The organism is Amycolatopsis sp. PSD-21 (genome assembly GCF_055561455.1).
Window position 1 is genome coordinate 5,295,519 of sequence record NZ_CM145712.1, and the last position, 22,777, is coordinate 5,318,295.

Below are 22,777 nucleotides of genomic sequence, written 5' to 3' on the forward strand. Positions count from 1 at the left end.
TTCCGGTCAGTCCGCTTTGGCCAGTTCGGCCGAGTCCTCGAGGTCCGCGAGGGTCTCTTCCCGGAGCGCCAGTTCCGCCTCGGCGGCGGCGCATTTCGGCGACAACCGCCCCAGGACGGCGGCGCTGATCTCGCCGAGTGCCTTCACCTGTTCGGGGGTCAGCGGGTCGAAGAGGCTCTCGCGGACGGCCTCGACGTGCCCGGGCGCGGCCTCCTCCAGCGCGGCGAAACCCGCGGGAGTCAGGACCGCCCAGGAGCCGCGTTTGTCCGTCGGACACGACTCACGGCGCACCCAGCCGTTCGCCTCGAGCCGCGCGACCGCGTGGGAGAGCCTGCTGCGCGACGCCTTGCGCGCGTCGGCCAGTTCGCTCATCCGCAGCCGCCGGTCCGGGGCCTCGGACAGGGCGACGAGCACTTCGTAGTAGGTGTGGGGCATGCCCGCCTCGTGCTGAAGCTGGCCCTCCAGGTGCGCTTGCAGCATGCGCGTGGCCGCGGAGAAGTCGCGCCAGACTTTTTGCTCCTCGTCGGAGAGCCATCGGGGTTCGGACATGCCACCCATTCTACCCCTGGTTGAACGCTCAACCAAATTGCGCTACAGTCATGGTTGAGCGCTCAACCAGACGAGGGTTCACCACGAACGCACCCAGACTTTTTGGAGATCGACTTTCATGACCACCACCGAGATCCCGGGCTACGTCGCAGGCAAGTGGACGATCGACACCGCCCACTCCGACATCGCCTACACCGTGAAGCACCTCGGCCTGGCCAAGTCCCGGGGCAACTTCACCGCCTTCACCGGTGAGGTCGTCACCGCCGACAACATCCTCGACTCGTCGGTCACCGTCGAGATCGACGCCTCGTCGGTCGCCAGCGGTGTCGACGGGCGCGACACGCACCTCAAGTCCGAAGACTTCTTCCACGTCGACGAGCACCCGGTCATCACGTTCCGCTCCACCGGCATCCGCGAGGACGGTGGCGACTACGTCATCGACGGCGAGCTCACCTGGCGCGGCAAGACCGTCCCGGTCTCGCTCGAGGCCGAGTTCAACGGCATCGGCACCAACCCGGCCAACGACAACGCCACCACCCTCGGCGTCTCGGCCACCGCGACCGTGAACCGTCGCGACTTCGGCATCGGCCCGGAGGGCAACGCCTTCCTGTCCGAGAAGGTCAAGATCGACATCGAGCTGCAGGCCGCGCTCAACGCCTGAGCCACCGCGCGTGAAGGCCCCCTTCCCTCGGCTGAGCCGAGGGAAGGGGGCCTTCACGCGCTTCACAGCCCAGGCGACCTACCAGGCATCCGCGAGCAGTTGCCGGGTCTCCCCCAGCAACTGCGGCAGCACCTTCGTATGCCCGATCACCGGCATGAAGTTCGCGTCGCCACCCCACCGCGGCACCACGTGCTGGTGCAGATGCGCGGCGATCCCCGCGCCGGCGATCACGCCCTGGTTCATCCCGATGTTGAACCCGTGCGCCGACGAAACCTCACGGATCACCCGCATCGCGTGCTGGGTGAACTCCGCCACCTCGACGGTCTCGTCCGCCGTCAGGTCCGTGTAGTCCGCGACATGGCGGTACGGCACCGCCATCAGGTGACCGGGGTTGTACGGGTACAGGTTCAGCACCACGTACACGGTCTTCCCGCGCGCGATGATCAGCGCGTCTTCGTCACTCTTCCCGGGAAGATGGCAGAACGGGCAGCCCTCATCGGGCTTCTTCGACCCTTGCACGTAGGCGAGCCGGTGCGGGGTCCACAGGCGCTGCAACGCGTCCGGGACCCCCACACCGTCCTGTCCGACGACTTCAGGGCCATCGGGGCCCGTCACCGGAGTACCGCCTCCAAGCCCGCCACGGTCGGCGAAGCGTTCTCGCGGCGCTGGACCCAGCCGGCGATCGCCTCGACCGCGTCCGCCACTGGGACACCGTTGATCTGGCCGCCGTCGCGGAACCGGAACGACACCGCGCCCGCCTCGACGTCCTTCGCGCCCGCCAGGAGCATGAAGGGCACCTTCTGCGTGGTGTGGGTGCGGATCTTCTTCTGCATCCGGTCGTCGCTCGCGTCGACGTTGACCCGGATCCCCTTGGCCCGCAGCGCCTTCTCGACCCCGCGCAGGTGCTCGACCTGGTCCTCGGTGATCGGGATGCCGACCACCTGGACCGGCGACAGCCACGCCGGGAACGCGCCCGCGTAGTGCTCGGTCAGCACGCCGAAGAACCGCTCGATCGAACCGAACAGCGCGCGGTGGATCATCACCGGGCGCTGGCGGCTGCCGTCGCCCGCGGTGTACTCCAGCTCGAACTTCTCGGGCAGCATGAAGTCCAGCTGGATGGTCGACATCTGCCAGGTGCGGCCCAGCGCGTCCTTCGCCTGCACGGAGATCTTCGGCCCGTAGAACGCGGCGCCACCCGGATCCGGCACCAGCTCCAGCCCGGAGTCCACGGCGGCGGTGCGCAGCACCTCGGTCGCCTCGGCCCAGACCTCTTCGGAACCGATGTACTTCTCTTCGTTCCGAGTGGACAGTTCGAGGTAGAAGTCGTCGAGACCGTAGTCGCGCAACAGGTTCAGCACGAAGTCCAAAAGGGACTTCAGCTCACCGGGGACCTGCTCCAGGGTGCAGAAGATGTGCGCGTCGTCCTGCGTCATACCGCGCACGCGGGTCAGGCCGTGGATCACGCCGGACTTCTCGTAGCGGTACACGGAGCCGAACTCGAACATCCGCAGCGGCAGTTCCCGGTAGGAACGCCCGCGCGAACGGAAGATCAGGTCGTGGAACGGGCAGTTCATCGGCTTGAGGTAGTAGTCCTGGCCGGGTTTGCGGACCGAACCGTCCTCGTTGTGCTCGGCGTCGAGGTGCATCGCCGGGTACATGCCGTCGCGGTACCAGTCGAGGTGACCGGAGGTCTCGAACAGCGCGCCCTTGGTGATGTGCGGCGAGTAGACGAAGTCGTACCCGGCTTCGACGTGCCGCTGGCGCGAGTAGTTCTCCATCTCCTGCCGGATGATCCCGCCCTTGGGGTGGAACACCGGCAGCCCCGAGCCGATCTCGTCGGGGAAGGAGAACAGGTCCAGCTCGACACCGAGCTTGCGGTGGTCACGCCGCTCGGCCTCGGCCAGGCGCTCCAGGTAGACGTCCTGCGCCTCGGCGGATTCCCAAGCGGTGCCGTAGATCCGCTGCAGCTGCGGGTTCTTGTCGTCACCGCGCCAGTACGCGGCGGCGACGCGGGTGAGCTTGAACGCCGGGATGAACTTGGTGGTCGGCACGTGCGGGCCGCGGCAGAGGTCGCTCCACACGCGCTCCTTGGTGCGCGGGTCGAGGTTGTCGTAGATGGTCAGCTCGCCGCCGCCCACCTCCATCACCTCGGAGGTGTCCACTGTGGAGTCTTCGGACTTGATGTCCACGAGTTCCAGCTTGAACGGCTCGTCGGCCAGTTCCTTCTTCGCCTCGTCGACCGAGTCGAAGACGCGGCGGGAGAACTGCTGCGCGCCCTTCACGATCTGCTTCATGCGCTTTTCGAGCGCCTGCAGGTCTTCCGGGGTGAACGGGGTGTCGACGGCGAAGTCGTAGTAGAAGCCGTCCTTGACCGGCGGCCCGATGCCGAGCTTGGCCTGCGGGAACTGCTGCTGCACGGCCTGGGCGAGCACGTGGGCGGCCGAGTGACGGATGACGCTGCGGCCGTCCTCGGTGTTCGCCGCGACGGCTTCGACCTCGACCTCGGACTCCGGGGCCCAGGAAAGGTCGCGGAGGTTGCCCTCGGCGTCGCGCACGACGACGATCGTGTCCGGCCCCTTGGTCGGCAGCCCGGCTTCGCGGACCGCGGTGCCCGCCGTAGTGCCGGCCGGTACCACCACGCGAGGGGCGGTTGCGGCTGCTACTGACGACGGCTGGGACACGATGGACTCCTCGCGATGAAGGCGGATGTTTCGTGTGATGTTAGTCGTCACCCACCGCGCGGCTCACGCGCATTACCCCAAGCACCACGAAGGCCTCCTTCCCATCGGAAAGAGGCCTTCGCGTACCGGGGAACGAGGTCAGACGGTCTCGACGACCTCGTCGAAGTCCAGCCGCGGCAGGCGGTCGAACCAGGGGTTCTCGCCCGGCTTGCCGACGTTGATCACGACGAGGGACTTCCACGGCTTGTCCGCGAAGAACTCCTTGTCGATGCCCTCGGCGTCGAAGCCGGTCATCGGGCCGGCGGCCAGCCCTGCGGCGCGGACGCCGATGATGAAGTAACCGACCTGCAGCAGCGCGTTGAGCTTGGCCGTCTCGACGCGGCCCGCCTCGTCGGCGAACAGGTCCTTGGCGCCCGGGAAGTGCGGGAACGTCCGCGGCAGGTTCTCGTGGAACTCGGTGTCGGCGGCCAGCACGACCGTCACCGGCGCGGCCTCGGTCTTGGCGCGGTTGCCCTCGGACATCAGCGGCGCGAGGCGCTTCTTGCCCTCTTCGGTGCGGATGACCAGCGCGCGCAGCGGCTGGTTGTTCATCGATGTCGGGGCCCATTTGACCAGCTCGTAGATCGCGCGGATCTGCTCGTCGGTCACCGGCTCGTCGCTGAAGTTGTTCGCGGTGCGGGCCTCGCGGAACAACAGGTCCTGAACGTCCTGCGGGAGGTTCAAGGCTTCGGTCGGCTCAACGCTGGTGGTCATGGGTGGATCTTCCTTCCGTACGCGTCCTGTACCCGTCCCAACCTAGTTGAGCGCTGAACTATTTCTCGCTCAACTATCTCTTCGTGTGGGTACGGTCACAGAAACGCGTCAGTAGGCACCTCGCCCCTGCACCACGGCACGGAAGGTCTTCCACAGGATCACCAGGTCGAGGGCGAGCGACCAGTCCTCGACGTAACGCAGGTCGAGGCGGATGCTCTCGGCCCAGCTGAGGTCGCTGCGGCCGCTGACCTGCCACAGCCCGGTCAGCCCCGGCTTGACCAGGAGACGGCGGCGCGCGTCCGGAGCGTACTTCGCGGTCTCCTCGGGCAGCGGCGGGCGAGGGCCGACGAGCGACATGCGCCCGCTCACGACGTTGAACAACTGCGGCAGCTCGTCGAGGGAGTACCGGCGAAGCAGTCCACCGACCCGGGTGACCCTCGGGTCCTTCCGCATCTTGAACAACGGGCCCGCGCCTTCGTTTTCCGCCTGGAGTTCCCGCTTCAGCTTGTCGGCGTCCGTGACCATCGTGCGGAACTTCAGCATCGTGAAGGTGTGACCGTCGCGGCCGACGCGGCGCTGCCGGTAGATCACCGGGCCGCTGTCGTCGAGCCGGATCGCGACCGCGATCACCAGCAGCAACGGGGAAACGAGGGTGAGGAGCAGGGCGGAACCGAACCGGTCGAGCGCCTCCTTCACCAGGCGGCGGCCGCCGGTGAACATCGGCGCGGTGACCCGCAGCAGCGGCATGCCGAGCACGCCGGAGACGTTCAGCCGGGGACCGGCGACCTCCATCAGCATCGGCGCCACCACCATCTCGGCCGAAGTGCCTTCGAGATCCCAGGCGAGCCGCTGCAGGCGTTTCGGGTTCCAGTGCTGGTCGGCCGTCACGGCGACCACCCGGTAGCCGCCGCGGCGGACGTGGCCCGCGAGATCGTCGAGCTTCCCGACGACCGGGACGCCTTCCACCTCGCCGCTCCCCCGTTCCGCGCCGGCACCGGAATACGTGCAGACGGCTTCCACCCGCCAGCCGACATGAGGATCGGCCTTGGTGCGCGCGATCAGATCGGCGACCGTGTCGGGGCTTCCCGCCGCGAGCACCGGCAGCAGGCATTCACCGAGCCGCCTGCGCCGGTGCAGCACCTGTCTCAGCGCGTACCGCTGCAGGAACATGAAGACGGAGATCATCGGGACGACGATGAAGACCCACGGCTGCACGGCGAGCGCCCCGAAGAGCAGGCCGCCCAAGGCGACCAGAACAGCCGTGGTCACCAAGCCGCGCCCCAGCGTCCGGTACTCCTCCGCACCCTCGCCCAGCACACGCGGACTCCAGGCACGGCAGACCGACAGCCCGAACAGGAAGGCCGCGGCGGTACCGAGCGCGTGCATGTCGTGCGGATCGGATCGATCGATCAAGAAGGCGCTCATCACGATGAGCACGAAAGCGGTGAAAACGTCACTACCGATGACCCAGGCGCGGTAGCGCGATTCCCAAGCCGCGTATGGCGGCCGTGCCGACATCGTGTCGACCGCGGCGGCATGGCCCGCATCCCGTTGCGGGGGAAGCGGGATCGACTGAAGGTCGATGTGCTGCGGCGTCCCGTTGACGGTGGACGACGGCCGCACCGACTCTTCCATCAGACCTCCCGGAGAGGGGATTCCCGAACGCCGGATCAACACGCTGAGTAAATGAGAGTGATCTCGAAGAGTGATCGATTCTCAAGGTCTCTCCGCGGCCGATGGGGCGACACACGCCAAGGTATCGGCCACTCTCCGGCCATCGTTACAAGGATTTCCAGCCACACCCTTGGCGAGCATCCGGCAAATGAATGCCGTGTCGATAACAACATGATGACGATGCGTAATAGACCGTATCCTGCGAACAACTACTCAAAGTAGTCACGAATTCCCCTGTCTCGCGGCCACTTGGAGCACTGCCTCCCCGATCGGCCGAACAGCCCCGAAAACTCCACAGTGGACTGTTCCGGCGAGTCGATCTCCGGTCGGTCCACTGTGGATTTCACGACCCCGGCGGAGGGGCGGCCGCCCGGCGCGCCCACCGCGAGCCGACCTACCTTGTCAATCGGTCACCGGAGTGGCGTTTCGTCACATCACGTCAGCATCACGGCGACTCCGCCGCCGCGGCCGGACGGGTGAGCCGCCCGGCCATGTCCCACATCACCTTTCTCGTGGTCTGGACCTTTCGGCGGACACTTCGTGCCGAGGATCACAAAGATGTCTCAATGGCCGGATCGTGCGACATTTTCACGACGTGACACGCGATCTCCGGCGAGTGTCCACACCGGCCGGAACGAGAGGCTTCGGAGATCGTCGAACCGTGACCGGCGGTCAGGCGGGCGGATTCGGCCGCGCCGGTGGCGCCGCCCGGGACGGCAGAAGTACCGCCCCCACACAACCCGCGTCCGACCTGGGGATCGACTGCCGCCGGACGGCGCACCCCCGAGAATGAATCAAGGCCCCGGACCATCGGTCCAGGGCCTTCATCCGGTGGGCGATACTGGGATCGAACCAGTGACCTCTTCGGTGTGAACGAAGCGCTCTCCCGCTGAGCTAATCGCCCGCTCGCGGTGTCCGGCAGACTCTACCCCACGACTTTAGGGGGCCTGCAAACGGGTGGTTCCGTCCGACCACACTCCGCTCACCAGCAAATACGGAGCGAACAACCGCGAGCTAGCCGGGGCTGTCCCGGCCGGGGGCCGCCCGCGACGCGTTTCGACATTCGTGCGACGGTGCTATCGCGTGACGACTAAACCGCGCAGTATGTACATGTGGACTGCCTGCAGGGCGCATGGATGGCTGCGCGTCGCGCGGGTGATGATGGGGTGACCCGGGGTCCGATGACCCCGTCCGGGTGATCTGCGGCAAAACCGCGTTCCGATCAGCCGGCCGATACGTCACATCATCGCCACTCGGTTCGACCGGGCCGGGAAGGAGACGAAGGGTAGGACGATGCGCAACGATCACGTGACGCTCCGCTCGACGGCGGTGTTCGACCTCCTGGCGCCGCGGACCCCCGCGGTCCCGGTCAAGGTGGAACTGCGATACGACACACGCGACCCGTACGCGGTCGTGGCCGCCTTCCGCACCGGCCGCGCCGGCTGGGTCGAGTGGGTCTACGCGCGCGACCTCCTCGCAGACGGCCTCCTGGCCGACGCGGGCGACGGCGACGTACGCATCCGCCCCTCCGTCGAAGACCCCGAGTCCGTCCTCATCGAACTGAACTCGCCGTCCGGGCACGCCATGTTCGAGGCGTCCGCTCAGGAGCTGGCCGACTTCCTCGACCGGACCTACGACGTCGTGCTCCCGGGCAACGAGCACCTCTGGGTCGACGTCGACGACGCCCTGACCCACCTGATTCCCAACGATCTGGCCTGATGACGGGCTTGCGAACAGCAAGTGGCACCCCGGTTGCAGGGCCGATTTCGGGGTCCGATAGTGTTCACACACACCACGGCGACGGGGTGAGGAACAGAACCGCGAGGTTCTGAGCTTCAGCCGGACCGAGGATGTGCGGATGTAGCGCAGCTGGTAGCGCATCACCTTGCCAAGGTGAGGGTCGCGGGTTCGAATCCCGTCATCCGCTCGGAAGGCCCTCTCGGGCCTGACACGGTGGAGTGGCCGAGAGGCGAGGCAACGGCCTGCAAAGCCGTGTACACGGGTTCGAATCCCGTCTCCACCTCGCGCGATTAGCTCAGCGGGAGAGCGCTTCCCTGACACGGAAGAGGTCACTGGTTCAATCCCAGTATCGCGCACCATCTGTTTTCGCAGGTCAGAAGCCCTGCTCCTCTTCGGAGGGGCGGGGCTTCGGTCGTAAAAGGACCCACGAGGCGGTCTCGAGCCGCATGTCGACCGAACGTGGCGTGCAGGTGCGGGAGCCACTCCCCCAGCTTCGTCCGCTCACTCGGGGTGAGCGCGGCCAGCGACCCGATCCACCTGGTCTCCAGTGCTTGCAGAATCTGCTGGCGCATCAGCGGGGTCACGTGGTCGTAGACCCTCGCGATGCCATCCGCCGATCTCCTTTGACGGCTCGCGGATCTGGATCGCACGTGCTTCGCCGTCGTACTCGTGCCGCTGCTGGTAGAAGTCGAGCAGGCCGAGCACGAATCCGGCGAGCCCGAGTCCGCTCTCGTAGGGGTCTGCCGAACGAGCGGTGTAACTCGGGTTGGAGGGGAACTACTTGCGTCCGGCAGCCAGGCGGCCGTCGAAGGCGATCTCGCACGCGTTCAACGCGGTTTCCACCGCATCGTCCAGCGTTTGCGGCCGGTGCCGGTCGGGTCCAGGCTCATGATCGCCACGTATCAGCGCGGCCTGCTCGTTGGGGAGGTGCCCGCGGGCCTTCACAGCGCGGCGGATGCCGGCGTTGACGCTCTCGATGGCGCTGGTCGAGTAGATCAGCCGCCGGATCTCCGGATCGAACGCGAGGAACGGTACGAACTCGGCCCAGACGTTGTCCCACAAGCGCACGATGGCCGGATATCGGGCGCCCCAGGTCTCGGTGAACTCGGCGAACCGCTCGTGTGCGGTCGGCGCGGTGTAGACCGGTTTGAAGGCCTTGGCGACCGCGTCCCAGTGCCGACGGCCGCGTAAGGGAAACTGTTGCGCAGCAAGTGCCCCACGCAGGTCTGGGTGATCGTCTGTGGCCAGACCGTGGTGATCGCGTCGGGCAGCCCGTCGCAGACGACCATGAGTACGTCGGCCACGCCGCGGTTCTTCAGCTCGGTCAGCACATGCAGCCAGTACTTGGCGCCCTCGCCGCCGTCGCCTGCCCACAAGCCAAGGATGTCCCGGCGGCCCTCGCAGGTCACCCCGAGCGCGACATAGATCGGCCGGTTGGCCACCTGCCCGTCACGGATTTTGACGTGGATCGCGTCGACGGGAGATCACCGGATAGACCAGGTCCAGGAGCCGGTTCCGCCCTTCGGTCATGCCCTCGATCACCTTGCCGGTGATCGTGGAGATGGTCTGCCGCGACACGTCGGCGCCATAGACCTCGGCCAGGTGTGCGGAAATCTCCCCGGTGGTCAATCCCTTGGCAGCCAAGGAGATCACCATCTCGTCCACACCGCCAAGGCGCTTCTGCAGCTTCGCGACGATCGTGGGTTCGAAGCCGGCGTCCCGATCCCGCGGCACGTCGCTCTCGACCGGGCCGACATCAGTCAGCATGGTCTTCGAGCGGGCGCAGTTGCGCGGGTTACCGGTCCCGCGGCCGGCGTGCTCGTCATAGCCGAGGTGATCAGTGATCTCGCCCTCGAGCGCGGACTCCAGCAACCGCTTGGTCAACTGCTGCAACAGCTTCAGCCCGCTGGCCTTGGCACTGCTCAGCAGCTGCGCGACGAGCTGCTCGTCCAAGCCATCCAGACCGGTCAAGGGTTTCGAGTCCTCAGCGTTCTCCACGCCGGGCATCATGTCGGTCATCAGGTGCACTTCCATGATCGGGAGTTGCACCGCCCGTTTTACAGTCCCGTTTGCGGCCGCAGCTTACCCATTAGGTTGCCATTGTTTCAAGAACGCCGGTAGACTAATTCTCGCAAGGCTCGATTTGGGTTCGACGGACCGCGGCAGGGGCGACGCGGTCCACGCATGGATGATCTGGGGGGAAGATGATCAATGCACCAGAATTATATCAAGCGGAAACACTGAACGTTGGCTTGGCCATACGGAGCGAAGTCACCCGCTATGGCCTGGAAAGACTACTCGGACTGTTGCCGTCCATCGGAAATCTCAGTACGTTCAACTCGCCGGGTTCAGTACTTGGCACACTCGAAGAAAGACATGAAACCGATGTGCTGATAATCGCCCTGTGCGATATCTCCGACGAGCAGATCCGTGACTCCTGTATCCCGAGCCGTGAGCGGTGCGTCAAGATCCTGTTGCTGCTGGACAGCTCGTCCGAACAGGACATGACCCGATCGACCGGCGTGTCCTGCGACGGCTTCCTCGACATCGGCAATCTGACCGCGCCGGGGATCCACGACGCTCTCCACCGGGTATGCAAAGGCGAGGTGCCGATGCCTGCCGCCTTGACCAAGAATTTGCTCGCTCAAGCACGCAATGGTTCGACAATGACCCGAAACGGAACTCCCGTTTCACTGACACCGCGCGAACAGCAGGTGCTCTCGTTGATGGTGGACGGTTTGAGCAACAAACAGATCGCCCGCACGCTGACAATTTCACTACACGGAGCGAAACGCCTGGTGGCCAATGTACTGGCAAAGCTCAATTGCTCGAACCGCACTCTCGCGGTTTCCCGCGCACTGCGCGAAGGCCTGCTGCCGTCGAAAGCGGATCGCGCCGATTCCTGACAATCAGAAGAAACGATCACAAAAGTGGCTTCCGGTCAGCAGCTGACCGGAAGCCACTTTTGTGGGCGCGAGCCGGGGATCACTCCGGTGCCGCACCACCGGCCGCGACCGGCGTGGCCCGGCGCCAGGTTGCCCCGTGGTCGCGCTTGAGCAACAGTCCGACCAACGCACCCACCGCCGCGACACCCGCCGCTACCCACAGCGCGACCGACTGCCCGGACGAAACGGCCTGCGCCCGATCCGGCGCCCCGCCCGCCAGCAACCCGGTCGTATGGGTGGCGGCCACGGTGGTCAGCGCAGCGATACCGATAGCGCCACCCACCTGGTTGGCCGTCACCACCATGCCCGAGGCGGTACCACTGAGTTCACCGCTGACATTGGAGGTGCCGATCACGAACACGCATACGATCGCCGCGCCAAGGCCGAAGCTGGCCACGCTCGCCGGCAGCACCGTCGACAGCCAGACATTGTCGTGCGCGTCGAGAACGCTCGCCCACCAGACCAGTGCGACGGCTTGCAGCCCGAGCCCGGAGGACAGCACCGTACTCGGCCCCATCCGCGCCATGACCCGCCCGGCGACGCTGGTGCCGGCGAACAGGCAGATGTCCAGTGGTATCAGCAGCAACGCGGCCACGATCGCGCTGTAACCCCTGGCCTGCTGCAGGTTCAGCGTGTTGGTGATGAAACTTCCGTAGAGCGCCATGCCGAGCAGACCGCTCGCGGCGACCCCGAGCACCACCGTCGGCACTCCGAACAGAGACCGCGGCAGCAGCGGGTTCGCCGCCTTCACCTGCCGGGCGACGAACGCCAGCAGCAGTACCACCGCCGCCCCCAGCGTGAGGACCGTGACGGCCGAGCCCCAGCCCTCGACCGCACCTCGCATCACCCCGAAGACCAGCAGGCACAAGCCCGCCGTACCGGAAAGCGCGCCGAAGACATCGAGGTCGCCCTTCACGTATCGCTGACCGCCTGGGAGCATGCGCAGCCCGAACACGATCACGGCGATACCGATCGGCGCGTTGATCACGAAGACCAGTTCCCACGCCACCTCCGACAGCGCGCCGCCCAGCAGCACCCCGGTCGGCCCGGCGACCCCGGCGATCCCGCCCCAGATCGCCATTCCCCGGGTGCGGCTCGCCCCCTCCGGCAGGACCTGCAACACCAGGGCCAGCGCGGCGGGGCTGGCGAGCGCACCACCGAGACCCTGCACCATCCGGCCCACCACCAGCATCCACGGTTCGGTGGCCATCACGCAGAGCACGGAACTCAGCACGAACAGGGTCATGCCCAGCACCAGCATCCGGCGTCGACCGGCGAGATCCGCCGCACGGCCGCCGAGCAGCACGAACCCGCCGAAGACCAGCATGTACCCGTCCATCACCCAGGACAGTCCCGATGGGGTGAACCCCACGTCACGCTGGATCTCCGGTAGCGCGATGGCCACGATCGTGGTGTCCAGGATGACCATGAACTGGGTGACCGCCAGCAGCCAGAAGATCGGCCAAGGCCGATGGGCGACAGGCGCCTCAGTCATTTTCGGAACCTCACATCATGCCAGGGCGCCACCGCGTGCCCGGATCGGGCATTTCGGCGGTGACGCCTCCACCTGCGGAACCAGGAAACCTTCTCTCCCGGCGGGGACCGCCCGCATCACGTCTTCGCGTGATGTGGCCGCGCGCCACCCGTCAGTGGACGCAGTCGGGCGGGAACACCCGCAGAGATGGCGTGAACGGGTGACGCCAACGCCCGTCGCGGTGGGGTTGGCTCGGCACCACGAGACCGAACAGGGAGGCCAGGGTGTCGCAGGAGAGCCAAACCATCAAGACCACCAGGGGCCAGGTCGTGCACACCCCGGCAGGCGAGGGACAGACGCTGTGGGTCATGGGTGACACCTACACGATCAAGGCCACCGAGAAGGACACGAACGGCGCGCTGTCGCTCATCGAAGCCTCCGTGCCGCCGGGCGAGGGGCCGCCGCCGCACTGGCACGCCCGCGAGGACGAGGCCTACTACCTGCTGTCCGGCAGTCTTGAAGTGCTCGGCGACGACCGGACCTTCATGGCGCACGCGGGGGACTTCGTGTTCATCCCCCGCGGCACCCGCCACCGGTTCAAGAACGTCGGGCTGCACACCGCGCGGCTGCTGTTCCTTTTCACCCCAGGCGGATTCGAGGGCTACTTCACCAAGATCGGACATCCGGCCAAACCCGGCGAGCTGCCGCCGCCGCTGACCGAGGCCGACGTCCAGCGCTCCGCCGACGCCGCACCCGAGTACGGCGTCCGTGTCACCTGGGACGACTCGGCGCTGCACGTCTGACCCCGCCCAGCCCAGTCCTCATCGCACGAACGGAACAGGAGCACAGGAATGACCGGAAGACTCACCGGCAAGGTCGCACTCGTCACCGGCGGCGGCGCGGGTATCGGCCGAGCCGTGGCCACGACCTTCGCCGAGGAAGGTGCCACGGTGGTGGTGAGCGGCCGCAGCGAGGAACCGTTGGCGCAGACCGTGAAGCTCATCCAGGACGCGGGCGGCGAGGCGAGCTCGGTGGTCGCGGACGCTACCAGCGCCACCGAAATGGCCGAGCTCGTCAAGACGATCGTGTCCCGCCACGGCGGGCTGCACGTGGCGGTGAACAACGCCGGTGTCTTCGCCGCCGGCGGCATGATCACCGATATCGACGTGGCGGAATGGACGGACCAGCTCCGCACGAATCTGACCGGCACGCTGGTGTCCATGCAGCAGGAGATCGCGCATATGCGGGCCAACGGCGGCGGCGCGATCGTGAACCTCGCCTCCGCGGTCGGGCGTCATGTGACCGTGCCGGGAACCGGCGCCTACGCCGCGAGCAAGGCCGGGATCAGCGCGCTGTCCGCCACCGCGGCACGCGAGTACATCCCCGAAGGCATCCGCATCAACGTGGTCAGCCCCGGGCCGATCAACACCCCCATGTCCTTGCTGCCGGGGGAAAGCGAAGCCGAACGAGACGTACGGATGGCCGAGGGCATGCCGATCGCCCGCGTCGGGCGCACCGAAGAGGTCGCGGCCGCGGTGCTCTACCTTGCCTCGCCGGAATCGGCCTATGTGGTCGGGCAGGATCTCGTCATCGACGGTGGCGCCAGCTCCTGACCACGCGAGGGCTGATTCGCCGCTCCCCGCCGTGGTCGGCGGATCAGTCCCCGTCTTGACCGTGTTCGAGGACCTTGCGGGTCACCTCGACCCGGCTGGACACATCCAGTTTGGCGAAGATGTGCCGCAGATGCGTGTCCACGGTGTGCGGGGACAGGAACAGCCGGGCGGCGACGTCCCGGTTGGTGAGGCCCTCGGCCACCAGCCTGGCCACCTTCAGTTCCGAGCGGGTCAGGCTGTGCCAGCCGGAGGTGGCCCCACGCTGGCCCGCGGGGGCCGCGAGGTGGACGCCGAGCCGGCGCATCCGGCCGCGAACGCGAGCGATATGGCGTTTGGCGCCGCTCGTGGTGTGCAGTCCGAGCGCGGATTCCAGCAAGCCCACCGCCTCTGTGCGGTTGCCCGCCGTCTGCTCGGCCGCCGCCGCGTCCTCGTACGCCGCGGCCACGGCGGGCGGGCGCGGGCTCGCCTCGTACAACCGGACCGCCTCGCGCAGATCGTCGAGATCTCCACGCACGAGCGCGTCGGCGTGCAGCCCGGCCGCCACGAGTGTCGGAACCCCCGGGTTGGCTTCCGCGAGTGCGCCTGCCGCCCGCGCCACCACCGCGGCCAGCTCCGGGCGCCTTGCCCGCAACGCGATCCGGACCAGTTGCGGACCGGCGTACGGGTGATAGGTGAGCAACAGCAGCCGCCGCGGCAGGGCCGAGTAGATCTCGGCCAGCTCCGCCGCCGCTTCGTCCGGCTTACCGCCGCTGTCCAGCAGCAGGGCCGAGGTCCAGGCAAGGTCCTCTGAGACCACGCCCACCCCCTCCTCCGCCAGCTGCTTCGCGCGGCGCAGGTACTTGCGGGCCTGCGGCACTTCGTCCTGCCAGAGCGAGATCCGCGCCAGCGCGAGCTGCAGGGACGGAGCCAGCGCCAGCGCACCGAGCTGTTCGGCGACGGCGAGCCCCGACTCGAACTCGGCGGCCGCGTCGTCCAGCCGCCCGGCTGCCGCGTGGAGTTCGCCGCGGTAGTAGTGCCACAGCGGCAAGGTCCACGCGGTGCCGAACCATTCCGCCTCGCGCTGCCCCATCTCGTACACCGCGGACGCCTCGTTCAGCCGGTCGGCCGCGACCAGGGCGGGCGCCAGCCACAGCCGGGGATGCCATTGGCTGGCCGCCCCGCCGACCTCGTTCGCGAGCCGGACGGCCTCGCCCGCGATCTCGATGGCGGCCGCCACCTCGCCACGATCCTGCGCGCCGACCGCGCAGGCGCCCAGGGCGTAGACCACCGCGGAGTGCTCCCCCGCCGCGCGGCCCAGCCGGACCGCCTGCTCACCCACCTCGGCGGCGTTCACCAGCTCACCCGTCTGAAGCAGGGCGTGCGCCTCGCTGGCCAGCAGCTGCGCACGAGCCGACTCGTGGACGCTTTCGTGGGCCAGCGCGCGGCGGGTGAACTCCAGTACCGCACCGGACTGACCGGCGTGCTTCATCGCCTCGGCCAACCCGAGCAGTAGCCCGGCTTCGACCGGCTCGGGCAACCCGGCGCGCAAGGCCCGCTCGCCGAGTTCACGGGCTTCGGCCAGCCGCCCCGCCGAGGCCAGCAACCGGACGGTGGCCGCGACCAGATCCGGGCGTGCACTGTCCTGCGGGTCCAGCAGTTCGAGACCCCGGAGCATCAGCTCCGCCGCTGTCCCGGGCGAGGTGGAGGCGACCTGATCGGCGGCCGACCGCAGTACCTCGATCGCTTGCGCGTCGGCCTGGCGTGCCCCGCGAAGCAGATGCGAGGCCACCTCCAGCACCGGATGCCCCTCTTTCCGCACCACCTCGGCCGCTTCCCGGTGCAACGCCCGGCGCACCGGCTCGGGCAGCGCGTTGTAGACGGCCTCCCGGATCAGGTCGTGCCGGTAGGCGAGGGCGGCGCCGTCGTCGACCAGCGCGCCACTGCGCACCGCCTCTTTGGCCCCGATGACCAGGTCCACCGCCGACCGGCCCGCCAGACCTGCCGCCTCGTGCAGGGTGAATCGCCTGCCGAGCACCGCCCCGGCCACCAGCAGCGCCCTGGTGTGCTCGGAGAGGTCCCGCAACCGATGCTCCACCGACAGCAGGAAACTCGATGGCAGTTCCTCGCCGGTCACCGTGGCTCTGCCGGCGGTCACGGCGATCCGGCCCGCGTCCCGTAACGAGGTGAGGAGGTCACCGAGGAGGAAGGGATTCCCGTCGCTGCGTTCGGCGAAGGCCAGCAGCTGCTCGTCGGGAGCCGCGCCGAGCAGCTCGGAGCACAACTCGGCGACGCAGTCCCGCCGCAGCGGTTCGAGCTGGAGCCGCGGCGCGCCCTCCGCCAGCAGCCAGTCCACGGCCTCCTGGCCCGGTGCGCGTTCTGGCAGCGGGCGCCGGGCCAGCACCCAGCACACCGGCGAGGAGGCCAGCGCGGGGACCAGCACCCGGAGAGCCAGTGCGGTGAGCTCGTCGGCCCATTGCACGTCGTCGAGGACCACCAGCATCGGCCTGGTACGCACCTGATCCTCGATCAGCGCGCCGAGCCGGTCGATCAGCCAGAAGCCGTTGTGCTCGGCGCCGGCCCCGATCTCCGCGGGAGGCACGGGCAGTACCGGACGCAAGGCCCCGAGCAGCACGTTGAGCGGGGCGACCCGGTCCAGTTCGGTGGCCCGGCCGGTGACAACGGACAGCTCGAGCCCGGCGGCGTACTCGGTCCCCTCGCTCAGCAACCGGCTCTTGCCGATACCGGCCATGCCCTCCACCACAAGGCATTGCCCGAGCCCCCGCGCGGTCGCGTCGATCGCCGCGTGGATCGCGGCCACTTCTTCCACCCTGCCCACCAACCTGGGCGCGACCATGGGTTCTCCCCATTCCTCGTTTCGAAATCTCCCCCACACAGACGAGAAGCGCCCACGATACCCCGGTACGCGGGCCACTCGCGATCACTATCGGGCGATACCGGGCCGCTTTTCGGGCAATGGACGGAAAAGTCACGTGAGCAAGGGATACGCGACGCGGAATTCCCGGGCACCATGCAACAACGGGTCCTCTTGGCGCACCAGCCGGAACGAGCCCGCCCCAGCCCGCCGAGGAAGTGAGTACACGATGGTTCCCTTACGAGTCGCAGTGATCGGCGCCGGGATCGCGGGCCTGACCGTGGCCGCCGCCCTCTCCCGGCAAGGCATCCGCTGCGAGGTGTTCGAGCAGACCCGGCACCTGCGGGAAATCGGCGCCGGTATTCAGCTGGCACCCAACGCGACCCGTGTCCTGCGCGGGCTCGGCCTCGGCGATTTCCTCGGTGTGGTGGCCGTTCGCCCCGAGGCGATCGAAATGCGGCGCTGGGACGACAATCAGGTCGTGGCGCGGACAACGCTCGGCAAGGAGTGCGAAGAGCTGTACGGCGATCCGTACTACACCGCCCATCGCGCGGATCTTCACCGTGGCCTGCTGGAACTGCTGCCCGCCGGGACGGTGCACCTCGGCCGTCGCTGCATCGGGATCGAGGAGAACACCGATGAGGTCGTACTGCGTTTCGCCGACGGCTTCACGACCACCGCCGACGTCGTGATCGGCGCCGATGGCATTCATTCCACGGTCCGCGAAGTCCTGCTCGCCGATTCGCCGGAATTCTCCGGGCAGACGATCTACCGGGGACTCGTTCCCGCCGACCGGCTGCCATTCCTGCTGACCGAGCCGAAAGTCGTGCTCTGGCTCGGACCTGAGCAGCATGGCGTGTGTTATCCCGTTTCAGCGGGGAAACTGATCAGCTTCGGTGCCACGACTCCCGCCGCGGACTGGCGGACCGAATCTTGGACAGCACAGGGCTCGGTGACCGAGCTGGCCGGGCAGTATGCGGGCTGGAACCCGGAATTCCAGCAGGTGCTCTCCGCCGCGGAAGCGGTGAACCGGTGGGCACTGCACGACCGCGGGGCCTTGACCACCTGGAGCACCGACCGGGTCACCGTGGTCGGCGACGCCGCCCACCCGATGCTGCCGTTCATGGCGCAGGGCGCCAATCAGGCCATCGAGGACGCGATCGCGCTGGCCGGCTTCCTGCGGGGCGCCACCCCGGACAGCACCGGCGCTGCGCTGAAGCAGTACGAAGAGCTGCGCAATCCCCGGACAAGGGACATCCAGCAGAACTCGCGGGCCAACGCCAAGGTCCTGCACCTGCCGGACGGTGAGGAACAACGCGAGCGGGATTCCGAACTGATCGGGCGGGCGAATCTGCGGAATCAGGCGTGGCTGTACGAGTATGACGTGGAGCGGATCACCGCCGAGATCGTGAACGGACGGTCGTGATGCCAAGAATGCGGCCCCGGCCCTGACCACGGGCCGTCGAACGTCATGAAGGTGACCTCCCCATCAGGAAGGTCACCTTCATGACATCATGGCGAAGCTCAGGGAGCGACGGCCGGTTCCACGGACTGTCCGTGCCGGAAGAAGTCGCGCGGATCCCATTTTCCTTTGATCCGCCGCAGCCGCGGATAGTTTTCCTTGTAATACAGCGTCGACCACGGCACGCCTGACTTGTTGAACTCCGGATCGGACAGATCCGTGTCGCAATAGTTCACGAAGCAGCCGTCGGTGGTCTCGTCGGGCACCGGCACCCCTCCGGAACCCGCGTACACCTCTCGGTAGAGCCGCCGGATCCAAGCCAGGTTCGCTTCGTCCTGCGCCGGATCGGTCCAGCCGACGACGTAGAGCAGTTTCATGATCGAATCCCGGTGGGCGACGGCCGTCTCCGAAGACGCGACGGTGTTCGTCCGCCCGCCGTACGAAGCGATCGAGACGACGGCGCCACGGTTCGCGGACTCCGCGCTGGTCAGGTTGCGGTAGAAGGCAGCCGCCTGCTCGGGAGTGAAGTTCGCCCGCATATAAGCGGATTTGAAGTCCTCACGTGCGGTCTGGATATTGGTGAACAACCCCAGCCAGGTCGTCGCGCGCCACCACGGCAGGCACTGGCGTTCCATGGTGAACGGCGTGACGTCCACGCCTTCCCCCAGTGCCGCGAGGTATTCGTCGATCAGCTTCTCGGCGCCCGGCACGGTGGCGTCCATCTGCAGGGCCACGTTGAGCACACCCGCCGTGCTGGGCATGAGGCCGAGCCTGCTGAACAGGCCCGCGTAGGGCGAATCCGCGTCGCTGTTCCGCTCGTGCCAGGCGCCGTAGTTCCGCAGCAACCGGGTGAACGATGCTTCGCTCATCCCCGCCCACGGCCAGTTCACCGATGCCACCCAAACCCGCGCGGGCGGCCGGGGCAGCAGCCGCGCCGGGTCGGAGCCGGTGGCCCCTGGAGTCCGGAACCAGTACCGCGTGACGATGCCGAAGTTGCCACCGCCACCGCCGGTGTGTGCCCACCACAGATCGCGGTTCGGGTCCGAGCGTTCGCGGCTGGCGTAGACCAGTGACGCCCGCCCCGAACGGTCCACCACTACGACCTCGACCGCGTACAGGTGATCCACGATCAGGCCGTGCAGCCGGTTCAGCGGCCCGTAACCACCACCGACGACGTGCCCGCCGACCGCGACCGTCGGGCAGGATCCCCCGGGGAGGGTGACGCCCCAGTTCTTGAACAGGGTCTCGTACACCTTCCCCAGCGGGGTACCCGCGTCGACCGCGAACGCGCGACGCCGCGCGTCGAACCGGATCTCGGTCATCTGCGACAGGTCCACGATCACTTCGGACTCCGGATCGTCCACGAAGTCCTCGTAGCAGTGCCCGCCACTGCGCACGGTCAGCCGCTTTCCCGCACGGGCGGCGGCCTGCACCACCGCACGAATCTGTTCCGGCGAACGGACCAGCTCCACCCTCTCCGGTGTGCTTACCCACCTCCCGTTGGCACCACGGGTCAAATCAGCGTATCGCGGATCTTCCGCCTTCACGGTCACCGCGGACTGTCCTGCGGATTGGTCCCCAGACATCTTCCGTCCTCTCAGCCGTCGCGTCAGTCGATCAGCGCCTGATAGGCGAGCTGCCGCAGGCGACCATAAAGCGGATAAGTCTTCACCGGGGCGAAAGACGAGAAGAACTGCACACTCAGCTGCTCGATCGGGTCGACCATGAACAGCGTGCTGTATCCGGAATACCAGGAGATCTCACTGGGACTGATGAGGATCTTCGTGGCCGCGGCGTCCACCACGGTCTGGAAGCCGAGCCCGAAGCCGAGTCCCTCGTAGGTCGGCTGCCCGAACATCACCCGCCTTCCGACCGCGGCCAGATCGGCGCCGCCGGGAAGGTGGTTCTTCCCCATGTACGCCAGGGTCCGGGTGCCCAGCAGCCGGGTGCCGTGCAGTTCTCCACCGCCCAGCAGGAACTGGCAGAACCGGTGGTAGTCCGACAAAGTGGTGAACAGCCCGCCCCCGGCGGACAGGAAGGTCGGCTTGCTCGTCGGCAACGGGCTCAGCGGATCGTTCCGGAAGGCGGGCCCGCCTTCCGGGCGCGGGCTGTACACCGGCACGACCCGATGGGTCTGTGCCTCGTCGACCCAGAAGCTCGTCTCGGTCATCCCCAGCGGACCCAGCACCAGATCGGCGAGCACCTCGTCGATCGACTTCCCGGTGACGACCTCCAGGACGCGCCCGAGCACGTCCACCGAAACTCCGTAGTTCCACTGGGTTCCCGGCGTGAACAGCAGCGGGAAACCTGCCCAGCCCTCACAGGCGCCCGCGAGATCGACCCCGGGCGGCGCGTCCCAGATGTAGCCGGCCTGCGCGTAGATCTGCTCGACCGGATGCGCCTGCCAGGCGCCGACGGTCAAGCCGGAGGTGTGGGTCAGCAGATGCCAGATGCGGATCGGTTCGAGCAACGGATCGGTGTTCGGCGAACCGGCCATGCCATTGCGGTAGACCCGGGTCTCGCCGAACGCGGGAATGTAGTCGCTCACCGGATCGTGGAGGCCGAACGCGCCCTGTTCGTAGAGCATCATGGCCGCCACGGAGACAATGGGTTTGGTCAAGGACGCCAGCCGCCAGATGGTGTCGTCGTCGACCCGCAGGCCGTTCTCCACATGCCGGTACCCGGCGTGCGCCAGATGGGCGACCTGCCCGCGCTTGCTGACCAGCAGGCTCCACCCGGGCAGCCGCCCGTCGTCGACATAGGCCTGGAAGTAGTCGTCCATCCGCCGCAGCCGTGCCTCGTCCAGCCCGACCTCAGCCGGGTCGACCTCGATCTTCAGTTCCCCCACCGGGTTCCTCCTGCCTTGCCGGGCGAACGCCGGCCGTGACTGATACCGCCGAGTACAGGCTCGGCGGTCAAACCGGTCCGGACAAGGCTCACCGGCACCGGCCGGCAGAGCACGCCACCTGGCGCGCCGGGGGGTGGCCAGGTGGCTACTCCACCTGGCCAGGGCATCCGAGCGGGAGATCTGGGGCCTCACTCGCGCCTTGTCGCGCTGCCGAGGCCTCTCTTGACTTGGCCACGCGAAGACGGCCGGATTCCGGCCGTCCTCAGGGGTTCAAGCGCGATCAGGAGGGCTACGAGTGAGCGAAACGCAGGCGAGCGCACCGGACCAGGTTCCGGCCGACCGGTACCCCTTACCGCTGGCCCCGCTGGCCGAGCCGCCGCGAAGGTACAGCGAGCTGCGCGACAAATGCCCGGTGACCAAGGTTTCCCTGCCCAGCGGTGACACCGCCTGGATGGTCACCGGCTTCGACGAGGTGATCACGGCGATGACCGACCGGCGCCTGTCCCGGGCCGCACTGCGCGATCCCGGTGCGCCACGGATGATCCCGGGCCCGGATTTCTCCGACAACCCGTTCAACCTCCTCAACCAGGAGGGGCCCGATCACGCCCGGCTGCGCCGGTTGATCGCCCCCGCCTTCACCCCGCACAAGGCGCGGATCTGGCGGCCGCGGGTGGAACGCATCGCCGATGAGATCGTCGACCGCCTCGAAGCCGGGCCGCGGCCGGTGGACCTGCACCACGAATTCGCCGCGCTGCTGCCGATCTGGGTCATCTGCGAGATGGTAGGCGCGCCGATCGAGGACCGGCCAAAACTCCAGGAGTGGACCGACCGGCTCATCAGCGTCACGGCCTACACCTCCGAACAACGCCTCGCCGCACGGGAAGAAGCGGCCGCCTACGTCGCGGCACTGGTCGCGGAGCGCCGCAAAGATCCCGGAGAGGACCTGCTCAGCGCGCTGATCACCGCGCAGGACGAGAAGGACCGGCTCTCGGATCGGGAACTGGTCTGGCTGGGCATCAACCTGCTGGTGGCGGGGCACGACACCACGGTGAGCGCGCTCTCCCGCGGCCTGTTCATGCTGATGCGGCACCCGGATCAGTGGCGGATCCTTTGTGAGCGCCACGAACTGACGGAGCGGGCGGTCGAGGAACTCCTGCGGTACGCCCCGTCCTCGGAGATCGGCTTCATGCGGGTGGCCACCGACGATCTGCGGATCGCCGACGTGGACGTCGCCAAGGGTCAAGCGGTCATTCCGGTGATGCACGCGGCAGGCCGGGATCCACGGCGAACCGAGGATCCGGACCGGCTCGACCTCACCAGGGAGGAGATCCAGCACATCGCCTTCGGCGCGGGCGTGCACTACTGCCCCGGTGCCGGAGTGGCCAGGATGGAGCTTCAGGTCGCGTTCTCCTGCCTGGCTCGGCGGCTGCCCTCACTGCGGCTCGCCGTGCCCGCGGAGGACGTGCGTTGGCTCGGCGGACTGCTCACCGTGCGCCCGGAAGCCCTGCCCGCCACCTGGTGATCCT

Annotated in this window: 16 protein-coding genes, 4 tRNA genes and 1 pseudogene; 10 read left to right on the forward strand and 11 right to left on the reverse strand. The window is 67.7% G+C overall.

Features of this window, described 5'->3' with window-relative positions:
* Nucleotides 1-6 precede the first annotated feature (6 nt).
* Nucleotides 7-549 (reverse strand): MarR family winged helix-turn-helix transcriptional regulator, encoded by a 543-nt coding sequence (locus ACZ1DY_RS24905; protein WP_257486184.1) that lies wholly within the window; start codon nucleotides 547-549, stop codon nucleotides 7-9.
* A 118-nt stretch (nucleotides 550-667) separates the two neighbouring features.
* Between ACZ1DY_RS24905 and ACZ1DY_RS24910 the strand changes: the two genes are divergently transcribed.
* Nucleotides 668-1,210 carry a YceI family protein gene (locus tag ACZ1DY_RS24910; protein WP_034307837.1) on the forward strand — a complete coding sequence of 181 codons (543 nt, stop codon included), beginning with the start codon at nucleotides 668-670 and terminating at the stop codon, nucleotides 1,208-1,210.
* A 78-nt stretch (nucleotides 1,211-1,288) separates the two neighbouring features.
* Here ACZ1DY_RS24910 and ACZ1DY_RS24915 read toward each other — a convergent pair whose 3' ends face one another.
* From ACZ1DY_RS24915 to ACZ1DY_RS24935, 5 genes are all read right to left on the reverse strand, one after another.
* The gene (locus ACZ1DY_RS24915) at nucleotides 1,289-1,825 is read right to left on the reverse strand and encodes an HIT family protein (protein WP_257486183.1); all 537 of its coding nucleotides are present in this window, start codon (nucleotides 1,823-1,825) and stop codon (nucleotides 1,289-1,291) included.
* Nucleotides 1,822-3,849 carry a threonine--tRNA ligase gene (gene thrS / locus ACZ1DY_RS24920; protein ID WP_465481024.1) on the reverse strand — a complete coding sequence of 676 codons (2,028 nt, stop codon included), beginning with the start codon at nucleotides 3,847-3,849 and terminating at the stop codon, nucleotides 1,822-1,824. Before thrS ends, ACZ1DY_RS24915 begins: the two co-directional genes overlap by 4 nt.
* Nucleotides 3,850-4,029: 180 nt before the next feature.
* A complete protein-coding gene (locus tag ACZ1DY_RS24925) occupies nucleotides 4,030-4,644 on the reverse strand; it encodes a malonic semialdehyde reductase (RefSeq protein WP_192741987.1) in 615 nt (204 codons plus the stop codon).
* A gap of 108 nt (nucleotides 4,645-4,752) precedes the next feature.
* Nucleotides 4,753-6,279 (reverse strand): sugar transferase, encoded by a 1,527-nt coding sequence (locus tag ACZ1DY_RS24930; protein ID WP_465481025.1) that lies wholly within the window; start codon nucleotides 6,277-6,279, stop codon nucleotides 4,753-4,755.
* 871 nt (nucleotides 6,280-7,150) lie between these two features.
* Nucleotides 7,151-7,222 (reverse strand) — tRNA-Val (locus ACZ1DY_RS24935).
* Nucleotides 7,223-7,611: 389 nt separating this feature from the next.
* Between ACZ1DY_RS24935 and ACZ1DY_RS24940 the strand changes: the two genes are divergently transcribed.
* The 4 genes from ACZ1DY_RS24940 to ACZ1DY_RS24955 all read left to right on the forward strand — a co-directional run bounded on the left by ACZ1DY_RS24940 (nucleotide 7,612) and on the right by ACZ1DY_RS24955 (nucleotide 8,417).
* Entirely contained in the window at nucleotides 7,612-8,037 is a 426-nt protein-coding gene (locus ACZ1DY_RS24940; protein WP_005159130.1) for an SsgA family sporulation/cell division regulator, read from the forward strand.
* 135 nt (nucleotides 8,038-8,172) lie between these two features.
* A tRNA-Gly gene (locus tag ACZ1DY_RS24945) sits at nucleotides 8,173-8,245 on the forward strand.
* A gap of 25 nt (nucleotides 8,246-8,270) precedes the next feature.
* A tRNA-Cys gene (locus ACZ1DY_RS24950) sits at nucleotides 8,271-8,341 on the forward strand.
* Nucleotide 8,342: 1 nt separating this feature from the next.
* Nucleotides 8,343-8,417, forward strand: a tRNA-Val gene (locus ACZ1DY_RS24955).
* A 418-nt stretch (nucleotides 8,418-8,835) separates the two neighbouring features.
* On the opposite strand, the pseudogene ACZ1DY_RS24960 reads toward ACZ1DY_RS24955, so the two are convergent.
* Nucleotides 8,836-10,086: pseudogene (locus tag ACZ1DY_RS24960) on the reverse strand (IS256 family transposase).
* 176 nt (nucleotides 10,087-10,262) lie between these two features.
* Here ACZ1DY_RS24960 and ACZ1DY_RS24965 point away from each other — a divergent pair.
* Nucleotides 10,263-10,964 carry a LuxR C-terminal-related transcriptional regulator gene (locus tag ACZ1DY_RS24965; RefSeq protein WP_465481026.1) on the forward strand — a complete coding sequence of 234 codons (702 nt, stop codon included), beginning with the start codon at nucleotides 10,263-10,265 and terminating at the stop codon, nucleotides 10,962-10,964.
* 79 nt (nucleotides 10,965-11,043) lie between these two features.
* Here the strand turns inward: ACZ1DY_RS24965 and ACZ1DY_RS24970 are convergent, their stop codons facing one another.
* Nucleotides 11,044-12,498, reverse strand: coding sequence for an MFS transporter (locus ACZ1DY_RS24970; protein WP_465481027.1), 1,455 nt, complete (start codon nucleotides 12,496-12,498; stop codon nucleotides 11,044-11,046).
* Between the two features lie 263 nt (nucleotides 12,499-12,761).
* On the opposite strand from ACZ1DY_RS24970, the gene ACZ1DY_RS24975 reads away from it, so the two are divergent.
* Both ACZ1DY_RS24975 and ACZ1DY_RS24980 read left to right on the forward strand, forming a co-directional pair.
* Nucleotides 12,762-13,280 carry a quercetin 2,3-dioxygenase gene (locus ACZ1DY_RS24975; RefSeq protein WP_465481028.1) on the forward strand — a complete coding sequence of 173 codons (519 nt, stop codon included), beginning with the start codon at nucleotides 12,762-12,764 and terminating at the stop codon, nucleotides 13,278-13,280.
* Between the two features lie 48 nt (nucleotides 13,281-13,328).
* A complete protein-coding gene (locus tag ACZ1DY_RS24980) occupies nucleotides 13,329-14,090 on the forward strand; it encodes an SDR family NAD(P)-dependent oxidoreductase (RefSeq protein ID WP_465481029.1) in 762 nt (253 codons plus the stop codon).
* Between the two features lie 43 nt (nucleotides 14,091-14,133).
* Here ACZ1DY_RS24980 and ACZ1DY_RS24985 read toward each other — a convergent pair whose 3' ends face one another.
* Nucleotides 14,134-16,923, reverse strand: a complete 2,790-nt coding sequence (locus ACZ1DY_RS24985; RefSeq protein WP_465481030.1) for an ATP-binding protein — start codon at nucleotides 16,921-16,923, stop codon at nucleotides 14,134-14,136.
* A 247-nt stretch (nucleotides 16,924-17,170) separates the two neighbouring features.
* Here ACZ1DY_RS24985 and ACZ1DY_RS24990 point away from each other — a divergent pair, with 247 nt between their 5' ends.
* Nucleotides 17,171-18,367, forward strand: a complete 1,197-nt coding sequence (locus tag ACZ1DY_RS24990; RefSeq protein ID WP_465481031.1) for an FAD-dependent monooxygenase — start codon at nucleotides 17,171-17,173, stop codon at nucleotides 18,365-18,367.
* Nucleotides 18,368-18,465: 98 nt separating this feature from the next.
* Here the strand turns inward: ACZ1DY_RS24990 and ACZ1DY_RS24995 are convergent, their stop codons facing one another.
* A complete protein-coding gene (locus ACZ1DY_RS24995; protein ID WP_465481032.1) occupies nucleotides 18,466-19,989 on the reverse strand; it encodes an FAD-binding oxidoreductase in 1,524 nt (507 codons plus the stop codon).
* Between the two features lie 23 nt (nucleotides 19,990-20,012).
* Nucleotides 20,013-21,251 (reverse strand): serine hydrolase domain-containing protein, encoded by a 1,239-nt coding sequence (locus ACZ1DY_RS25000; protein WP_465481033.1) that lies wholly within the window; start codon nucleotides 21,249-21,251, stop codon nucleotides 20,013-20,015.
* Between the two features lie 295 nt (nucleotides 21,252-21,546).
* On the opposite strand from ACZ1DY_RS25000, the gene ACZ1DY_RS25005 reads away from it, so the two are divergent.
* The gene (locus ACZ1DY_RS25005; RefSeq protein WP_465481034.1) at nucleotides 21,547-22,773 is read left to right on the forward strand and encodes a cytochrome P450; all 1,227 of its coding nucleotides are present in this window, start codon (nucleotides 21,547-21,549) and stop codon (nucleotides 22,771-22,773) included.
* The last annotated feature ends 4 nt before the right edge of the window (nucleotides 22,774-22,777 follow it).